Consider the following 13828-nt stretch of genomic DNA (forward strand, 5'->3'; position numbering starts at 1 on the left):
GGCTCAGTCGAGCAGCGCGCGTCCGCGCGTCTCGACCACCCAGGGCATCAGCAGCAGGCCGACCAGCGGCACCACGCCGACCCAGAACAGCACCTGCACCGCGCTCTGCACACCGTGCGCGGCGATGCTGCCGACCAGAAACGGCCCGACGGCCGCGATGATGCGGCCGATGTTGTAGCAAAAGCCCGAGCCGGTGCCGCGCAGCCGCGTCGGGAATAGTTCCGGCAGGTAATAGGTGAAGCTGCCGAACACACCGAACACCGTCAGGCCGATCGCAAAGTAGCCGTAGAGCCGCGTGACGCCGCTCCAGTCCGGGCCGAAAGTGCCGAACAGCGCCGCCGCCGACAGCGCGAAATACAGCGCGAACATCGGCCGGCGACCGAGCAGCTTCGACGCCGGAATCGTCAGCAGGGTGCCGATCAGACCGCCGAGATTGAAATAGGTGGTCGCCAGTGTTTTCCAGTGCTCGGCGAGTGCGCGTGTCTGCGCGGCGTCGAGGCCCAGCGATGCGGCCTCGGTTTGTGCCAGACCGGTCGACACTACCGGGATGAAGGCATTGCAGCTCCACCAGGCCAGCAGCGCGATCACCGCCATCAGGAAGCCGCTGATCGTCAGATGGCGGTTTTCCAGCGTGAAAAGCTCGCGCAGCCGCGGCGGCGGACCGCTGGCGCGCGCGCTCTGCCAACGTTCGGGCTCGTGCACGAACAAGCGCACGACGAAGGCGATCGCCGCCGGCAGCAGGCCGAACAGGAACACGTAGCGCCACGAGGTTTCCGGCGAATCCGCGAACCAGTTGCCGGCGACCTGCAGGTTGACGTAAGTCGCCAGGAACAGGCCGAACGGCGCCGAGGTGTACAGCAACGCGCCGGCTTCCACGCGCTTCTTCTCCGGCACCGCCTCGGCCACCATCGCCGCGCCGGCGGCCCATTCGCCGCCGATGCCCAGCGCCGCGACGATGCGAAACGCCAGCAGCACCCAGATGTTCGGCGCGAACGCACAAGCGGCCGTGCCGACGCCGTACAGCAGCATCGTGATCAGCAAGGTGCGCGTGCGGCCGATGCGATCCGCGACCAGGCCGAAGATCACGCCGCCGACGGCCCAGCCGATCAACAAGGTCGCGGTCATGATGCCGGTCCACATCAGGGTCGCGCTCTTGGCTTCGGGCGAGCCGATCTGCAGGCCAAGCAGCGTCGGCACGCAGTTCGGTGCGACGTAGTTGAACAGCAGGCCGTCGAAAATATCGAAGCCCCAGCCGAGCCAGGCGGCGAACAGCACCGTCCATTGGTAGCGCGTCAGACCCAGCATCTGCTCTCTCTCCCGTTTTCTAATTCTGCCTTCCGCGCCATCCCTCGATACGCCGCTACGCGGCTACTCGGGACGAACGGAGTTTCGCTCACATTCCGTTCGTCACGAGTAGTCTCGCTTGCGAGGCGTACCGAGGGACAGGATCGGCGAACTCACAACGCCGGCGGCGCATGCTCGCGATGATGCTCGAGAATGCGTCGGTAAGCGTTCGGATCCTTCACGTGCACGACGTCGCCTTCGCGTGGGAAGGTCCAGTCCCACAACCGTGACAGCCAGAAGCGCAGCGCCGCCGCGCGCAGCACCAGCGGCCAGGCGGCGATCTCGGCGTCGCCGAGCCCGCGACGCGAGCAATAGGCGGTGGTCAACGCATTCCAGCGCGCCACGTTCGGCACGCCCTCGGGTTCCATGCACCAGTCGTTCAGCGTGATCGCCAGGTCGTAGAGCAGCGCGTCGTTGCAAGCGTAGTAGAAGTCGATCAGGCCGGTCAGGCGATCCTCGACGAACAGCACGTTGTCGCGAAACAGATCGGCGTGAATCACGCCCTGCGGCAGCGCCGCCAGATCGAGCCTGGCCTGCGCCGCCAGCTCGTCCTCGATCAGCGCCCGCGTGGTCGCATCGACATGCGCGAGCAGGCCGCGACCGGTTTGCTCGCGCCACGCCGGACCGCGATCGTTCTGGCAATGACCCTGATACGACGCCGTCGCCACGTGCAGATCGCCGAGCGCGCGGCCGACCTGCACGCATTGCTCGAGGGTCGGGAACAGCACGCTCTGGCCGACCAGCCGCCGCACCAGCGCCGCCGGCTTGCCGTTGAGCGTCGTCAGATTCTCGCCAGCGTGCGTCCGCGCCGGCATCGCGCCCGGCAGACCACGCGAGGCGATGTGATCCATCAGCCCGAGAAAGAACGGCAGATCCGCATAGTTCAGCCGCTCGAACAAGGTCAGCACCCAGCGACCGTCGTGCGTGTCGACGAAATAGTTGGTGTTCTCGACGCCCTCACCGATGCCCTGCAGGCCGATCAGCTCACCGACCGGAAACTGCTTCAGGAACTGCTGCAGCTCGGCGTGGGAGACCTTGGTGAAGACGGACATGGGCACTCGACCGGTGAAGGGGATGAAGTTTTGCCGGAAGCCGGCGGCCTGTCGAATCCGGCGACGTTCAAGCGTGGAATCACGCTAAATTTACCTGATCGCGCTATTTGGACCGAAGTGGATTACCTCTGTCGCGTCTGAACACGAGTTACTCGGGCTTCGTTTTAACAAGCGTCATACGCTTGACGTCACCCTTCTGACGGAGCCAACGCACCACGGTATCGAAATCATCGGTCCAATATTCGTTGTCTGAGCCTGCGACCGGCTGCATCGTGGCGATCTCGTTCGGCTTCTTACCCTGAATAAGCCAGGCGCCGACGGTGTACAGGAACCGATTCCACTTTCCGGTGGAGGGTTGCATCGAGACCGCCAACACATCGAACTCGCCATAGCGATAAGGCCGGGTTTTGTTGTCGTCGGCGTCGGTCCCCGTCCGCGATTTCTGGGTTTCAACGGTAAAAACTTTGCCATCAAATCCGTATCGGCGCCCATCTCTGACGACTGGAGTTCCTCTCTCACTGCGCTGCAATTTGATTTGCACCGTTACTAGCCCGATGTCGTCCTTGAGCTTGTAGTCATACGCATAGTTGCCGACCGGTGTCACATCCACCCAGCCGGAACGGGATAATGTTGGAACGGTGAACTGCGCGAACGCCGCGTCGGCGATAACACCTCTCAGCATGCGCCGCGTCAACTCCGGAGCCCGGTGAATCGCTTCAAGGATCATTTCGGCAGGGGCCCCGATTACCTGTTCGAATTCGTGTACCGAGTGCGTCGCTCTGAGGTCCTGAAACAGTGCTTTCTGCTCATCGATGGAGCACTGCTCCAACAACGCACGGATCGCGGTCAGGCGATCGTCATTCATCGGATGGATTCTTTGGCCGGCCAGCAGGATTCGGCTCGAATGAAACGATGTCGCCGCGCCGGACAAAAGCTCGGCCACCAACATCTAGCGTCGCCAAACGGCCGTTAGCCACAAGTTTCGCGATTGCCTGCCGGGAAACGCCGCGCAGGCGTGCTGCTTCCGCCTGCGATATCCACTCAGACAAGTCGAGGGTCATGGATAAATAGGTTGACAACGTAAACTTATTCATTAAACTTGGAGTTCATTCATGATAGCTACAATTGGCTGCCACTCTCGCGTATGAACCTCTTTGTCGACGCCCCTCAGCGAACCTTGTTCGCAGTTACCGGTGACCATCCCAAGAAGCTGATGGCCCCGGTCGATCCGTACTACGAGACGAGTTCCGGCGGTGCCTATCTTGGAGACTCGCTGCAGCTGCTGCAGCGGCTTCCAGATTCATCCGTGAACCTCGTTTTCACTTCACCACCGTATGCCCTTCACTTCAAGAAGGAATACGGCAATGTCAGCAAAGCCGACTATATCGACTGGTTCCTGGGCTTCGCCAGGGAGATTCGCCGGGTGCTGGCCGATGATGGCAGTTTCGTTCTGAACATCGGCGGGAGTTACAACCCCAAGATGCCGACGCGCTCGTTGTATCACTTCAAACTGCTGATTGCCCTGGTAGAAGAGCTGAACTTTCATCTTGCCCAGGAATGCTTTTGGTACAACCCTGCCAAGATGCCGATGCCGGCTGAATGGGTCACGGTAAGGCGGATGCGTGTCAAGGATTCCGTCGAATACGTCTGGTGGTTCTCCAAGACGGCGTTCCCGAAGGCGGACAACCGCAAGGTTCTACGACCCTACAGCGCCGATATGCTGAGGCTAGCTAAGAAAGGGGTCAAGGCCACCGTTCGGCCCTCCGGCCACAACATTAATGCGTCATTTGACAAGCTCGATGCGGGAGGATCGATTCCGTCGAACGTACTCGAAGATCAGCTTGCCGGCGATATGCTGGTGCTCGGTAACAATTCTGCAAACGACGCTTATACGATGCGCTGCAAATCCTCCGGAACCAAGATCCATCCCGCGCGTTTCCCGGCAGCGCTTCCGGAATTTTTCATCAAACTGTTAACCGACGAAGGCGATCTTGTTCTGGATCCATTCGCGGGCTCAAACACCGCGGGAGCCGTAGCAGAACAACTTGGCCGAAAATGGCTGGCGATGGAGTTAGTTGAGGAATATCTGGCGGCAAGCAAATATCGCTTTAGCGAATAGCAGATCTTCATTGAGGCACTCGCGATTGGCGATATGGGCTGCCATGTGTGCGAGGCGAATGGTGTGACAACCTAGTAATCGTGGAGCGTCACTCCATAATTTCTAGATTAAAACGCGCAAAGCCATCCTGCCTATCGTCGCCAGAACGATGGCGTGAACACCACCAGCAAGGTGAAAACTTCGAGGCGGCCGAGCAGCATCGCGAAGATCAGGATGCCTTTGCCGACCTCACTGACCGGGGCCATGCTCGCGTTCAAGATTCCGAGACCGGGGCCGGCGTTGTTCATGCAGGCGGCGACGGCGGAAAACGCGGTGGTCGAGTCGAGCCCGGTCGCCATCATCGCGAACGTCAGCACGATGGTCAGGCCGACGTAGACCGAAAAGAAGCCGCCGACCGCGTAGACGATGTCGTTGGAAACGGTCTTGCCGTCGAATTTGATCAGCAGCTGCGCGCTCGGATGCACCAGGCGTTGCAGCTCGCGCAGCGCCTGCTTCACGAACAGGATCAGGCGGATCATCTTGACGCCGCCGGCGGTGGAGCCGGAGCAGCCGAACATGAAACTCGCCAGTACCACCAGCAGCGGGGTGTAGGTCGGCCAGTGGGTCGGGTCGGCGGTGACGAAGCCGGCGTCGGTGCCGTAGGCGATCAGCTGGAACATGCCGTGGCGCACCGCGGTGTAGACGTCCGGGTAGGTGTGGTAATAAATCAGCGGCGCGCACACCAGCACGCCGAAGACGCCGAACAGGCTCAGCCAGACGCGGAACTCGCCGTCGCGCAGATACACCTTCAGGCTTTTGCGATCCCAGGCCAGGTAATGCAGCGCGAAATTGCTGGCGCCGACCAGCATGAAGAACATCACCGCGAACTCGATCGCCGGGCTGTTGAAGTAGCCGATGCTGGCGTCGTGCGTGGAAAAGCCACCGGACGACAAGGTCGAGAACGCGTGGCAGATCGCGTCGAAGGGGCTCATGCCCAGTGCCCAGTAGACCAGCGCGCAGATCGTCGTCAGCGAGGCGTAGACCATCCACAGCACGCGCGCGGTTTCGGTGATGCGCGGCGTCAGCTTGGTGTTCTTCATCGGGCCGGGGGTTTCGGCCATGTACAGCTGCATGCCGCCGACGCCCAGCATCGGCAGCACCGCCACCGCCAGCACGATGATGCCCATGCCGCCGAGCCAGTGCAGCTGCGCGCGGTAATAGTTGATCGAGCGCGGCAGCTCGTCGATGCCGTCGGGCACGACGGTGGCGCCGGTGGTGGTCAGGCCCGACACCGACTCGAAGATCGCGTCCAGGCCGGTATGCCAGGCATCCGAGGCGAAGAACAGCGGGATCGCGCCGAACAGGCCGAGCACGGTCCAGAACAGAACCGTAACCAGGAAACCGTCGCGGATCTTGAGTTCCGCGCGCACCTTGCGCGCCGGCCACCAGATCGCCGCGCCGGTGGCCAGCGTGATCCACATCGCCGCCATGAACGCCGGCTCGGTGTTCTCGCCGTAATACAGGCCGACCGCGACGGGCGGCAGCATGGTCAGCGAAAACAGCATCAGCAACAGGCCGACGAGGCGCTGCACCGCGACGAAGCGGCGCGCGGAGTTCGACCGCCGGCTGGTGTCGCTGTAGACCGTCAAAGGAAGCCGACGCCGACCTGGAACAGGCGCTCGACTTCGCGCGTGTGCTTCTTGTCGACCAGGAACAGGATCACGTGGTCGTCGGCCTGAATCACGGTGTCGTGATGCGCGATGATGACTTCTTCGCCGCGCACCACCGCGCCGATCGCGGTGCCCGGCGGCAGCTTGATCTCTTCGACGCGACGGCCGACGACCTTGCTGCTCTTGCGATCGCCGTGCGCCACGGCTTCGATGGCTTCGGCCGCGCCACGGCGCAGCGAATGTACGCGCACCACGTCGCCGCGACGCACGTGCGCCAGCAACGCGGAGACCGTCGACTGCTGCGGCGAAATCGCGATGTCGATCGCGCCGCCTTCGACCAGATCAACGTATGAAACACGGTTGATCAGCGACAGCGCCTTGCGCGCGCCGAGGCGCTTGGCCAGCATGGCCGACAGGATATTGGCTTCGTCGTCGTTGGTGACCGCGCAGAACGCGTCCACGTCCTCGATGTTTTCTTCCAGCAGCAGCTGCTCGTTGGCGGCGTCGCCATGCAGCACGATGCTGCGGCCGAGCTGCTCGCTCAGGTACACGGCACGCGCCTTGTCGCGCTCGATCAGCTTGACGTGCATCTGGCCCTCGAGCACCCGCGCCAGGCGCAGGCCGATGTTGCCGCCGCCGGCGATCATCACGCGCTTCACCGGTTTGTCCTGGCGGCGCAGCTCCGACATGATTTTCGGGATGTGCTCGGTCGCCGCGACGAAGAACACCTCGTCCTCGGCCTCGATGATGGTGTCGCCTTCGGGGATGATCGGCCGGCCGCGGCGGTAGATCGCGGCGACGCGCGCGTCCACGTCCGGCAGATGCAGCGGCAGCTCCTTGAGCTGGCGCGACACCAGCGGGCCGCCGTAATAGGCGCGCACCCCGACCAGGCGGACGCGGCCGTCGGCGAAGTCCACCACCTGCAGCGAGCCGGGATATTCCATCAGCCGGCGGATGTAGTCGGTGACCAGCTGCTCCGGCGAGATATGCAGATCGACCGACAGCGCGTCACCGTCGAACAGCTTCTTCTCGCGCAGGTATTCCATCGAGCGCACGCGCGCGATCTTGGTCGGCGTCTGGAACAGCACGTGGGCGATCCGGCAGGCGAGCATGTTGGTCTCGTCGCTGTCGGTCACCGCGATGATCATCTCGGCATCGTCGGCGCCGGCGCGCTTGAGCACGTCCGGGTGCGAGGCGAAGCCGTGCACGGTGCGGATGTCCAGGCGCTCCTGGAGCTCGGCGAGGTGCTGCGGGTTCTTGTCGACGACGGTGACGTCGTTGTTTTCACGAGCGAGGTTGTCGGCCAAGGTGCCGCCCACCTGTCCCGCCCCCAGGATAATGATCTTCACTCGGCCGACGTCGTGCACTGGATGCGAAGGCGCGAACCTTACGCCCGCCCTTGTTGCAGTGCAAGAACGACGGTCAGCCCGCTTTCCTTGTCCGGTACGCTAGAGTCCGGCTAGATAAAGTCTACTGCCGGCCCTGCATTACGCAGTCCATTCAGCATCCAGTCGGGCAGCTCGCCCGAATCTGGCACCTCTCACCCACCAACCGTCTTCGACGGAAATGCGATCACCTGCCATGAAAAAGCTCTCCTTCCTCGCCGCCACCCTGGTCATGACGTCACTGCCCGCCCTGGCCGCGGGCGTCAACGCCAGTACCAACGCCAACGCCGCGGTCAATGCCGGCTCGCAGAGCACGGGCGCCGGTGTCGGCGCGGGTCTCGGTGTCAACGTCGGCGTCGATGCCGGCGCCGCCGCCGCGCAGACCAACGCCGAAATCCGCGGTGGCGCCAGCGCCGCCGGCTCGGCCGCCGCCAACGGCGCCGCCAAAGTCACCGACGGCGCCAAACACGCCGCCCACGCGACCAAGGACGCCGCGGTGAAGACCGGCCAGGCCGCCAAGGAAACCGGCGGCAAGGTCGTCCACGGCACCACCGGTGCGGTCGGCGGCCTGCTCGGCGGCGTCGGCGCCGGTGTCGGCGCGACGGTCGGTGCGGTCGGTGGCGCCAAGCCGTCGGCGGACACCAGCGTCAACGTCAACGCCTCGGTCGACGCCAAGGCCGGCGGCCAGTAAGCCGTCAGTTACAGCGGATGCAAAAAAGCCGGCGCAAGCCGGCTTTTTTGTGCGCGACATCCGAGGCGACTACGTGTCGCGTTTCGGCGGCTTGGTGAAGCGCGCGTAATAGAAACCGTCGAAGCCGCCGCCGGGCGCGATGCGGCGGCCGTGGCGGCGCGCCTCGCCCCAGCTGGCATCGATCGGGCTGTGCTTGGCGTCGGGCTGACTCATCAGGAAGCGCTTGGCGACGTCCTCGCCTTCGGCGGCGAGCACCGAGCAGGTGGCGTAGACCATGATGCCGCCGGGTGCCAGCAGCGGCCATAGCGCCGACAGCAGACGCAGCTGGCGATCGGCCATGCGCTGGATATCGTCCGGACGGCGCAGCCAGCGGATATCGGGATGACGGCGGATCACGCCGGTGCCCGAGCAGGGCGCGTCGACCAGAATGCGATCGAAGGCGCGCTCGTCCCACCAGGTGTTCGGTCGTCCGGCGTCGGCGATGCGCACTTCGGCGCTCAGGCCGAGACGCTGCAGATTTTCATGCACGCGCGGCAGCCGCGCCTTGGCGATGTCCAGCGCCAGCACCTCGATCTGCGCGTGCTCCAGCGCATGCGTGGTCTTGCCGCCGGGCGCGGCACAGGCGTCGAGCAGACGCTGGCCGTCGCGCAGATCGAGCAGCTCGGTCATCAGCTGCGCGGACGCGTCCTGCACCGAGACTTCGCCTTCGGCGAAACCCGGCAGCTGATCGACCGGCACCGCTGACTCCAGAATCAATGCATCGGGCGCGGCATCGACGATTTGCGCCGGCAAACCGTCGGCACGCAGCTTGTCGAGATAAGCATCGCGCGTGAGCTTGCGACGATTCACGCGCAGCACCAGCGGCGCCTGCTCGTTGCTCGAGGCGAGAATGGTTTCCCAGCTGTCCGGCCAGTCCTTGCGCACGCCTTCGACCAGCCAGGCCGGCGCGCTGTAGGTGGTCTCCGCGTCCTGAGGCAGCGCCGCTTCCAGCGTCTCGCGTTCGCGCTGATAACGGCGCAGCAGCGCGTTGACCAGACCCACCAGATTCGGCCGCTCCAGCGCGCTGACCGCTTCGACGGTGTCGGCGACCGCGGCGTGCGGCGGGATGCGCATGCGCCGCAGCTGGTACAGGCCGACTTCGATCAGGGCCATGATCTCCGGCTCGCGGTCCATGCTCTTGGTCAGCATCTGCGCGGCCAGCGCCCTGAGCTGCGCATGCTCGCGCAGCACGCCGTAGGCCATGCTCTTGATCAGCGGCAGATCGCGCTCGGCAATCTGCCGGCGCGCGGTCGCGATCGCATCGTCGAGGCTGTCGCCGGCCAGCACCCGCGCGACCGCGCGCGCCGCCAGCGCACGCGCGTTGAGTGGTTTTGCCTGTGTCGTGCTGGCGGTTGGCCACACCATCGTGATGCTCAGTTGTTCTGCTGTTGCTGCTGCTTTTTCAGCGCGCGCCGTGCCAGCACTTCGTTGCAGGCGCGGCGCCACAGCGCCATTTCATCGTCGAAGCCCTCGAGCACACAGACCGCGCAGCCGCCGTTGCAGCAGTCGGGGCGATAAGGCTCCAGCGGCAGCGGTTCTTCTTCTTCGATGCTCTGCGGCGCGGTCGGGTCGCTCACGTGAAGCGCGCTCCGACCAGCGGACGACCGCGTGAAGCCTGGTCGGCGTCGGTGACCCGGCCGCCGGCCCATTGCAGGGCTTGCAGCACGAGTTGGCCTTCGCCGGTGGCGACGACGACACCGTAAGCGTTCGCCGAGATGATCGTGCCGGGCTGCGCGCCGGCAGCGTCTGCAATCGGCTTCGCCGCGAACACGCGCAGACGCTCGGTGCCGAGCTCGGTCCACGCGATCGGCGCCGGATTGAAAGCGCGCACCAGGCGATCGAGTTCGCTCGCCGGTTTGCTCCAGTCGATGCGCGCTTCGGCCTTGTCGAACTTGTGCGCGTACGTCACGCCCTCGAGCGGCTGCGCTTCTGGCTTGAGCGTGCCGGCTTCAGCCTGCGCGACCGCCTCGACGATCAGCCGTGCGCCCATCGTCTGCAACTGGCCATGCAACTGGTCCGACGTGGTCGTAGCCGTGATCGCGACTTCATCGCGGATCAGCATCGCGCCGGTGTCCAGGCCCGCGTCCATCTGCATGATGGTGACACCGCTCAACTCATCGCCGGCGAGGATCGCACGCTGGATCGGCGCGGCGCCGCGCCAGCGCGGCAGCAGCGAGGCGTGAATGTTGAAGCAGCCGAGCCGCGGCACCTCGAGCACCGCCTGCGGCAGGATCAGGCCGTAGGCGACAACGACCATCAGATCCGGCGCGAGCTTGCGCAGGCCGCCGATCGCGGGCTCGTTGCCGCGCAGGCTCGAAGGCTTGTAGGTCGGGATGCCGAGTTCGGCGGCGCGCAGCGCGACCGGCGAGGCCAGTGTTTTCTGGCCGCGGCCGGCGGGACGATCGGGCTGGGTGTAGACCGCGACGATCTGGTGACCAGCCGCGTGTAGTGCATCGAGCGCCGCCACCGAGAACGCCGGCGTTCCGGCAAAGACGATCTTCAAAGCAGGCTCACGCGTTTTCGCGCGCCTGCTGCTTGCGCAGCTTTTTGAGAATGCGCTCGCGCTTCAGCGACGACAGGTAATCGATGTACAGCTTGCCGTCGAGATGATCGATCTCATGCTGGATCGCCTGCGCACGAAGGCCCTCGACGTCCATCTCGTAGGGCTGGCCGTTGCGGTCCAGTGCGCGCAGCTTGAGGCGGTTGTAGCGCTGCACTTTCTCGCTGGCGTCGGGCACCGACAGGCAGCCTTCGTCCATCTCGACCTTGTCGCCGGCCTCGATCACTTCGGGGTTGATCATCACGCGCGGCTCGGGCACTTCTTCGCCGGCGTCCATCACCGCCAGGCGCAGGTTGACGCCGACCTGGGTCGCGGCCAGGCCGACGCCGGGCGCGTCGTACATGGTTTCGAACATGTCGTCGACCAGCTTCTGCAGCGCCGGGCCGAAGTCGACGACCGGCTGCGCCTTGATGCGCAACCGCGGGTCGGGATGATGAAGAATCGGCATCAGGGCCATGGCTTAGTATTCGAAAGCTGCTACAGATTGATCTACGTAAACCCCCGCTGCCATTCCGGCTTCGATGGGGGAGCCCGCCGCACGATGGGGACGGCCTGCATGGGAAAGTATAGTCGCTCGCAGAATGAGCAACGCCGGCTCGGCGTCACCGGTCTGGCCGCGCTGCTGGCCGGCGCCGTCGCCGGCTGCGCCAGCCAGGCGCCGCTGACCAGCGACTCGACCATGGCCGCCACGGAGTCCGCGCCGCTGCCGGCCGCGGAAACGGTGGCGGCCGGTGATGCCGATTCAAGCCCGCAGCCGGCGGCGCCGGTGGCACTGCGCCCGGGCGCGCCGCTGAACTACGTGGTCAAGCGCGGCGACACCTTGTGGGACATCGCCAACCATTTCCTGCTCGATCCCTGGCAATGGCCGGAGATCTGGTACGTCAACGGCCAGGTGCGCAATCCGCATCTGATCTACCCGGGCGACGTGTTGCAGCTGAGCGACGTCGACGGCCGGCCGCAGCTGGGCTTTGCCAACGACGGCCGCGACCTCGAGCGGCTGTCGCCGCAGATCCGCGAGCTGCCGCTGGACTCGGCGATCCCGACGATCCCGATCGATGCGATCCGCGACTTCCTGCGCGGGCCGCGGCTGGTCACGCCGGAGCAGATGCAGCGCGCGCCCTACCTGCTGGCTTTCGTCGACGACCACCTGATCGGCGGCGAAGGCACCCTGATCTACGTGCGCCGGCTGCCGCAGCAGGAGCCCTGGAACTACGCGCTGGTGCGGCCGGGCGAGCCGTATAAAGACCCGGACGACGGCAGCATCATCGGCTACGAGGCGATCCCGATCGCCGCTGTCGACGTCAAGCAGCCGGGCGAGCCGGCCACCGCGCTGCTGGCGCAGACCTATCGTGAGGCCCTGATCGGCGATCGGCTGCTGCCGGTGGAGGCCGACGCCTTCCAGGCGGATTTCTATCCGCATGCGCCGGATCATGCGATCGGCGGCCGCATCATCGCCGCGTTCAACGGCCTGTCGCAGATCAGCCAGTTCCAGGTGGTGGCGATCAACCGCGGCAGCAATCACGGCGTCGAGCCCGGCCACGTGCTGCAGATCATGCAGGCCGGCGCGCGCGTCGCCGATCCCTACGGCAGCAAGAAAGTCCGGTTGCCGGACCAGCCGGCCGGTCAGATGCTGGTGTTCAAGACCACGCCGCGGCTGTCCTATGCGCTGGTGATGAGCGTGACCCGGCCGGCGCATCTGCTCGACAAGGTCGAGAAGCCGCTGCCGACGACGCGGTAGTCAGCAACCCGGCTTCACCCGGCTTGCGGGCGGACGAGACGCCCTTCCTTGTCGGGCACCGGCGCCGGCCCTAGCGTCGGGCGATGAACGACGATGATCTCCGGGCCTGGCTGTGGCTGCTGCGCGCACCGGGCGTGAGCCCGGCGCCGGCGATGCGGCTGATCGATCAATACGGCGACGCGGCCACCGCGCTGGCCGCCGGGCGCGGCAACTGGAGCCGGCTCGGGCTGCCCGCTGCGGCCTGTATCGCACTGGCCGAGCCGGATGCCGAGCGCGTCGAGCAGGACCTGGCCTGGCTGGATGGCGCCGACAACCGCCATCTGATCACCTGCCGGGACCCGCGCTATCCGCAGCGGTTGCGCGAGATCGACGGCGCGCCGCCGGCGCTGTTCTGCATCGGCGATGTCGGGCTGCTGCGCCAGCCACAGATCGGCGTGGTCGGCTCGCGCAACGCCACCGCCCAGGGTCTGGATACCGCGCAGTCCTTCGCCGCGGCGCTGGTCGGCCGCGGCCTGATCGTCACCAGCGGCCTGGCGCTGGGCATCGACGGCGCAGCCCACCGCGGCGCGCTGGCGGCGGGCGGCCCGACCATTGCGGTCTGCGCCACCGGCCTGGACCGGGTCTACCCGGCACGGCACAAGGAGCTGGCGCATGCGATCGTCGGGCACGGTCTGCTGATCTCCGAGTTCTCGCCCGGCATGCCGCCGCTGGCGGAGAACTTCCCGCAGCGCAACCGGCTGATTTCCGGGCTCTCGCTGGGCATTCTGGTGGTCGAGGCGGCGCGCGAATCCGGCTCGCTGATCACCGCGCGGCTGGCCGCCGAGCAGGGTCGGGAAGTGTTCGCGATCCCCGGCAGCATCCACAACCCGATGGCGCGCGGCTGCCACCAGCTGCTGCGCCAGGGCGCGCGCCTGGTCGAAACCGTCGACGACATCGTCGAGGAACTCGCCGGACCGCTCGGCGCGGCGCTGAGCGAGGTACTGGCGGAGCCGGCCGGTGCCACGGAAACGTCAAGCAACGCGGCTATACCGACCGAGCCGGCCCGCGACTTGCGAGGGATTTGGCAGGCCATCGGCGACGAGCCGGTGACCGTGGACCGCCTGATCGAGCGGCTGCAGAGCAGCGCAGAGGCTTTGAGCGAGGCGCTTTTGAAGCTGGAACTGGAGGGCTGGATCGCCAGTGACAGCGCCGGGCGGCTGATTCGCCGGGTGCATCCGCGATAAGCGGGACCAAAATGTTAGGAGAAACGCC

Annotated in this window: 14 protein-coding genes; 4 read left to right on the forward strand and 10 right to left on the reverse strand. The window is 65.6% G+C overall.

Translation table 11 applies throughout. The annotated features are described in order from the left end of the window. Positions 1–3 precede the first annotated feature (3 nt). The 4 genes from ACQZF9_RS21010 to ACQZF9_RS21025 all read right to left on the reverse strand — a co-directional run bounded on the left by ACQZF9_RS21010 (position 4) and on the right by ACQZF9_RS21025 (position 3490). Positions 4–1305: an MFS transporter gene (locus ACQZF9_RS21010; RefSeq protein ID WP_428310915.1), complete on the reverse strand. Its 1302-nt coding sequence runs from the start codon at positions 1303–1305 to the stop codon at positions 4–6. A 152-nt stretch (positions 1306–1457) separates the two neighbouring features. After that, positions 1458–2396: a homoserine kinase gene (locus ACQZF9_RS21015; protein WP_428310916.1), complete on the reverse strand. Its 939-nt coding sequence runs from the start codon at positions 2394–2396 to the stop codon at positions 1458–1460. Positions 2397–2544: 148 nt separating this feature from the next. After that, a complete protein-coding gene (locus ACQZF9_RS21020; RefSeq protein WP_428310917.1) occupies positions 2545–3261 on the reverse strand; it encodes a hypothetical protein in 717 nt (238 codons plus the stop codon). Further along, positions 3254–3490, reverse strand: a complete 237-nt coding sequence (locus ACQZF9_RS21025; protein WP_428310918.1) for a helix-turn-helix domain-containing protein — start codon at positions 3488–3490, stop codon at positions 3254–3256. Before ACQZF9_RS21025 ends, ACQZF9_RS21020 begins: the two co-directional genes overlap by 8 nt. Positions 3491–3609: 119 nt before the next feature. Between ACQZF9_RS21025 and ACQZF9_RS21030 the strand changes: the two genes are divergently transcribed. Continuing rightward, entirely contained in the window at positions 3610–4515 is a 906-nt protein-coding gene (locus tag ACQZF9_RS21030; RefSeq protein WP_428313471.1) for a DNA-methyltransferase, read from the forward strand. Between the two features lie 131 nt (positions 4516–4646). Here the strand turns inward: ACQZF9_RS21030 and ACQZF9_RS21035 are convergent, their stop codons facing one another. Together ACQZF9_RS21035 and trkA are read right to left on the reverse strand one after the other, a co-directional pair. Next, positions 4647–6059 carry a TrkH family potassium uptake protein gene (locus ACQZF9_RS21035; RefSeq protein ID WP_428313472.1) on the reverse strand — a complete coding sequence of 471 codons (1413 nt, stop codon included), beginning with the start codon at positions 6057–6059 and terminating at the stop codon, positions 4647–4649. 80 nt (positions 6060–6139) lie between these two features. Next, positions 6140–7513 (reverse strand): Trk system potassium transporter TrkA, encoded by a 1374-nt coding sequence (gene trkA, locus ACQZF9_RS21040; protein ID WP_428310919.1) that lies wholly within the window; start codon positions 7511–7513, stop codon positions 6140–6142. 232 nt (positions 7514–7745) lie between these two features. On the opposite strand from trkA, the gene ACQZF9_RS21045 reads away from it, so the two are divergent. Continuing rightward, positions 7746–8240 (forward strand): hypothetical protein, encoded by a 495-nt coding sequence (locus ACQZF9_RS21045; protein ID WP_428310920.1) that lies wholly within the window; start codon positions 7746–7748, stop codon positions 8238–8240. 69 nt (positions 8241–8309) lie between these two features. On the opposite strand, the gene rsmB is transcribed toward ACQZF9_RS21045, so the two are convergent. From rsmB to def, 4 genes are read right to left on the reverse strand one after another with little or no spacing between them, the layout of a single operon-like run. After that, a complete protein-coding gene (rsmB, locus tag ACQZF9_RS21050; protein WP_428310921.1) occupies positions 8310–9644 on the reverse strand; it encodes a 16S rRNA (cytosine(967)-C(5))-methyltransferase RsmB in 1335 nt (444 codons plus the stop codon). A gap of 8 nt (positions 9645–9652) precedes the next feature. Beyond that, positions 9653–9856 (reverse strand): oxidoreductase-like domain-containing protein, encoded by a 204-nt coding sequence (locus ACQZF9_RS21055; protein ID WP_428310922.1) that lies wholly within the window; start codon positions 9854–9856, stop codon positions 9653–9655. Then, positions 9853–10782, reverse strand: coding sequence for a methionyl-tRNA formyltransferase (fmt, locus tag ACQZF9_RS21060; RefSeq protein WP_428310923.1), 930 nt, complete (start codon positions 10780–10782; stop codon positions 9853–9855). Before fmt ends, ACQZF9_RS21055 begins: the two co-directional genes overlap by 4 nt. A 7-nt stretch (positions 10783–10789) precedes the next feature. Beyond that, a complete protein-coding gene (gene def / locus ACQZF9_RS21065) occupies positions 10790–11296 on the reverse strand; it encodes a peptide deformylase (RefSeq protein ID WP_428310924.1) in 507 nt (168 codons plus the stop codon). 99 nt (positions 11297–11395) lie between these two features. Between def and ACQZF9_RS21070 the strand changes: the two genes are divergently transcribed. Together ACQZF9_RS21070 and dprA are read left to right on the forward strand one after the other, a co-directional pair. Continuing rightward, the gene (locus ACQZF9_RS21070) at positions 11396–12577 is read left to right on the forward strand and encodes a LysM peptidoglycan-binding domain-containing protein (protein ID WP_428310925.1); all 1182 of its coding nucleotides are present in this window, start codon (positions 11396–11398) and stop codon (positions 12575–12577) included. A gap of 83 nt (positions 12578–12660) precedes the next feature. Beyond that, entirely contained in the window at positions 12661–13800 is a 1140-nt protein-coding gene (gene dprA / locus ACQZF9_RS21075; RefSeq protein ID WP_428310926.1) for a DNA-processing protein DprA, read from the forward strand. The last annotated feature ends 28 nt before the right edge of the window (positions 13801–13828 follow it).

Source organism: Hydrocarboniphaga sp. (genome assembly GCF_965279055.1).
GTDB lineage: Bacteria > Pseudomonadota > Gammaproteobacteria > Nevskiales > Nevskiaceae > Hydrocarboniphaga.

Excerpts from the sequence above, each read along its gene's own strand:
- ACQZF9_RS21010 (WP_428310915.1), bottom strand. The coding sequence starts at position 1,305 with ATGCTGGGTCTGACGCGCTACCAATGGACGGTGCTGTTCGCCGCCTGG.
- ACQZF9_RS21015 (WP_428310916.1), bottom strand. The coding sequence starts at position 2,396 with ATGTCCGTCTTCACCAAGGTCTCCCACGCCGAGCTGCAGCAGTTCCTG.
- ACQZF9_RS21020 (WP_428310917.1), bottom strand. The coding sequence starts at position 3,261 with ATGAATGACGATCGCCTGACCGCGATCCGTGCGTTGTTGGAGCAGTGC.
- ACQZF9_RS21025 (WP_428310918.1), bottom strand. The coding sequence starts at position 3,490 with ATGAATAAGTTTACGTTGTCAACCTATTTATCCATGACCCTCGACTTG.
- ACQZF9_RS21030 (WP_428313471.1), top strand. The coding sequence starts at position 3,610 with ATGGCCCCGGTCGATCCGTACTACGAGACGAGTTCCGGCGGTGCCTAT.
- ACQZF9_RS21035 (WP_428313472.1), bottom strand. The coding sequence starts at position 6,059 with ATGCTGTTTTCGCTGACCATGCTGCCGCCCGTCGCGGTCGGCCTGTAT.
- ACQZF9_RS21045 (WP_428310920.1), top strand. The coding sequence starts at position 7,746 with ATGAAAAAGCTCTCCTTCCTCGCCGCCACCCTGGTCATGACGTCACTG.
- rsmB (WP_428310921.1), bottom strand. The coding sequence starts at position 9,644 with ATGGTGTGGCCAACCGCCAGCACGACACAGGCAAAACCACTCAACGCG.
- def (WP_428310924.1), bottom strand. The coding sequence starts at position 11,296 with ATGGCCCTGATGCCGATTCTTCATCATCCCGACCCGCGGTTGCGCATC.
- ACQZF9_RS21070 (WP_428310925.1), top strand. The coding sequence starts at position 11,396 with ATGGGAAAGTATAGTCGCTCGCAGAATGAGCAACGCCGGCTCGGCGTC.
- dprA (WP_428310926.1), top strand. The coding sequence starts at position 12,661 with ATGAACGACGATGATCTCCGGGCCTGGCTGTGGCTGCTGCGCGCACCG.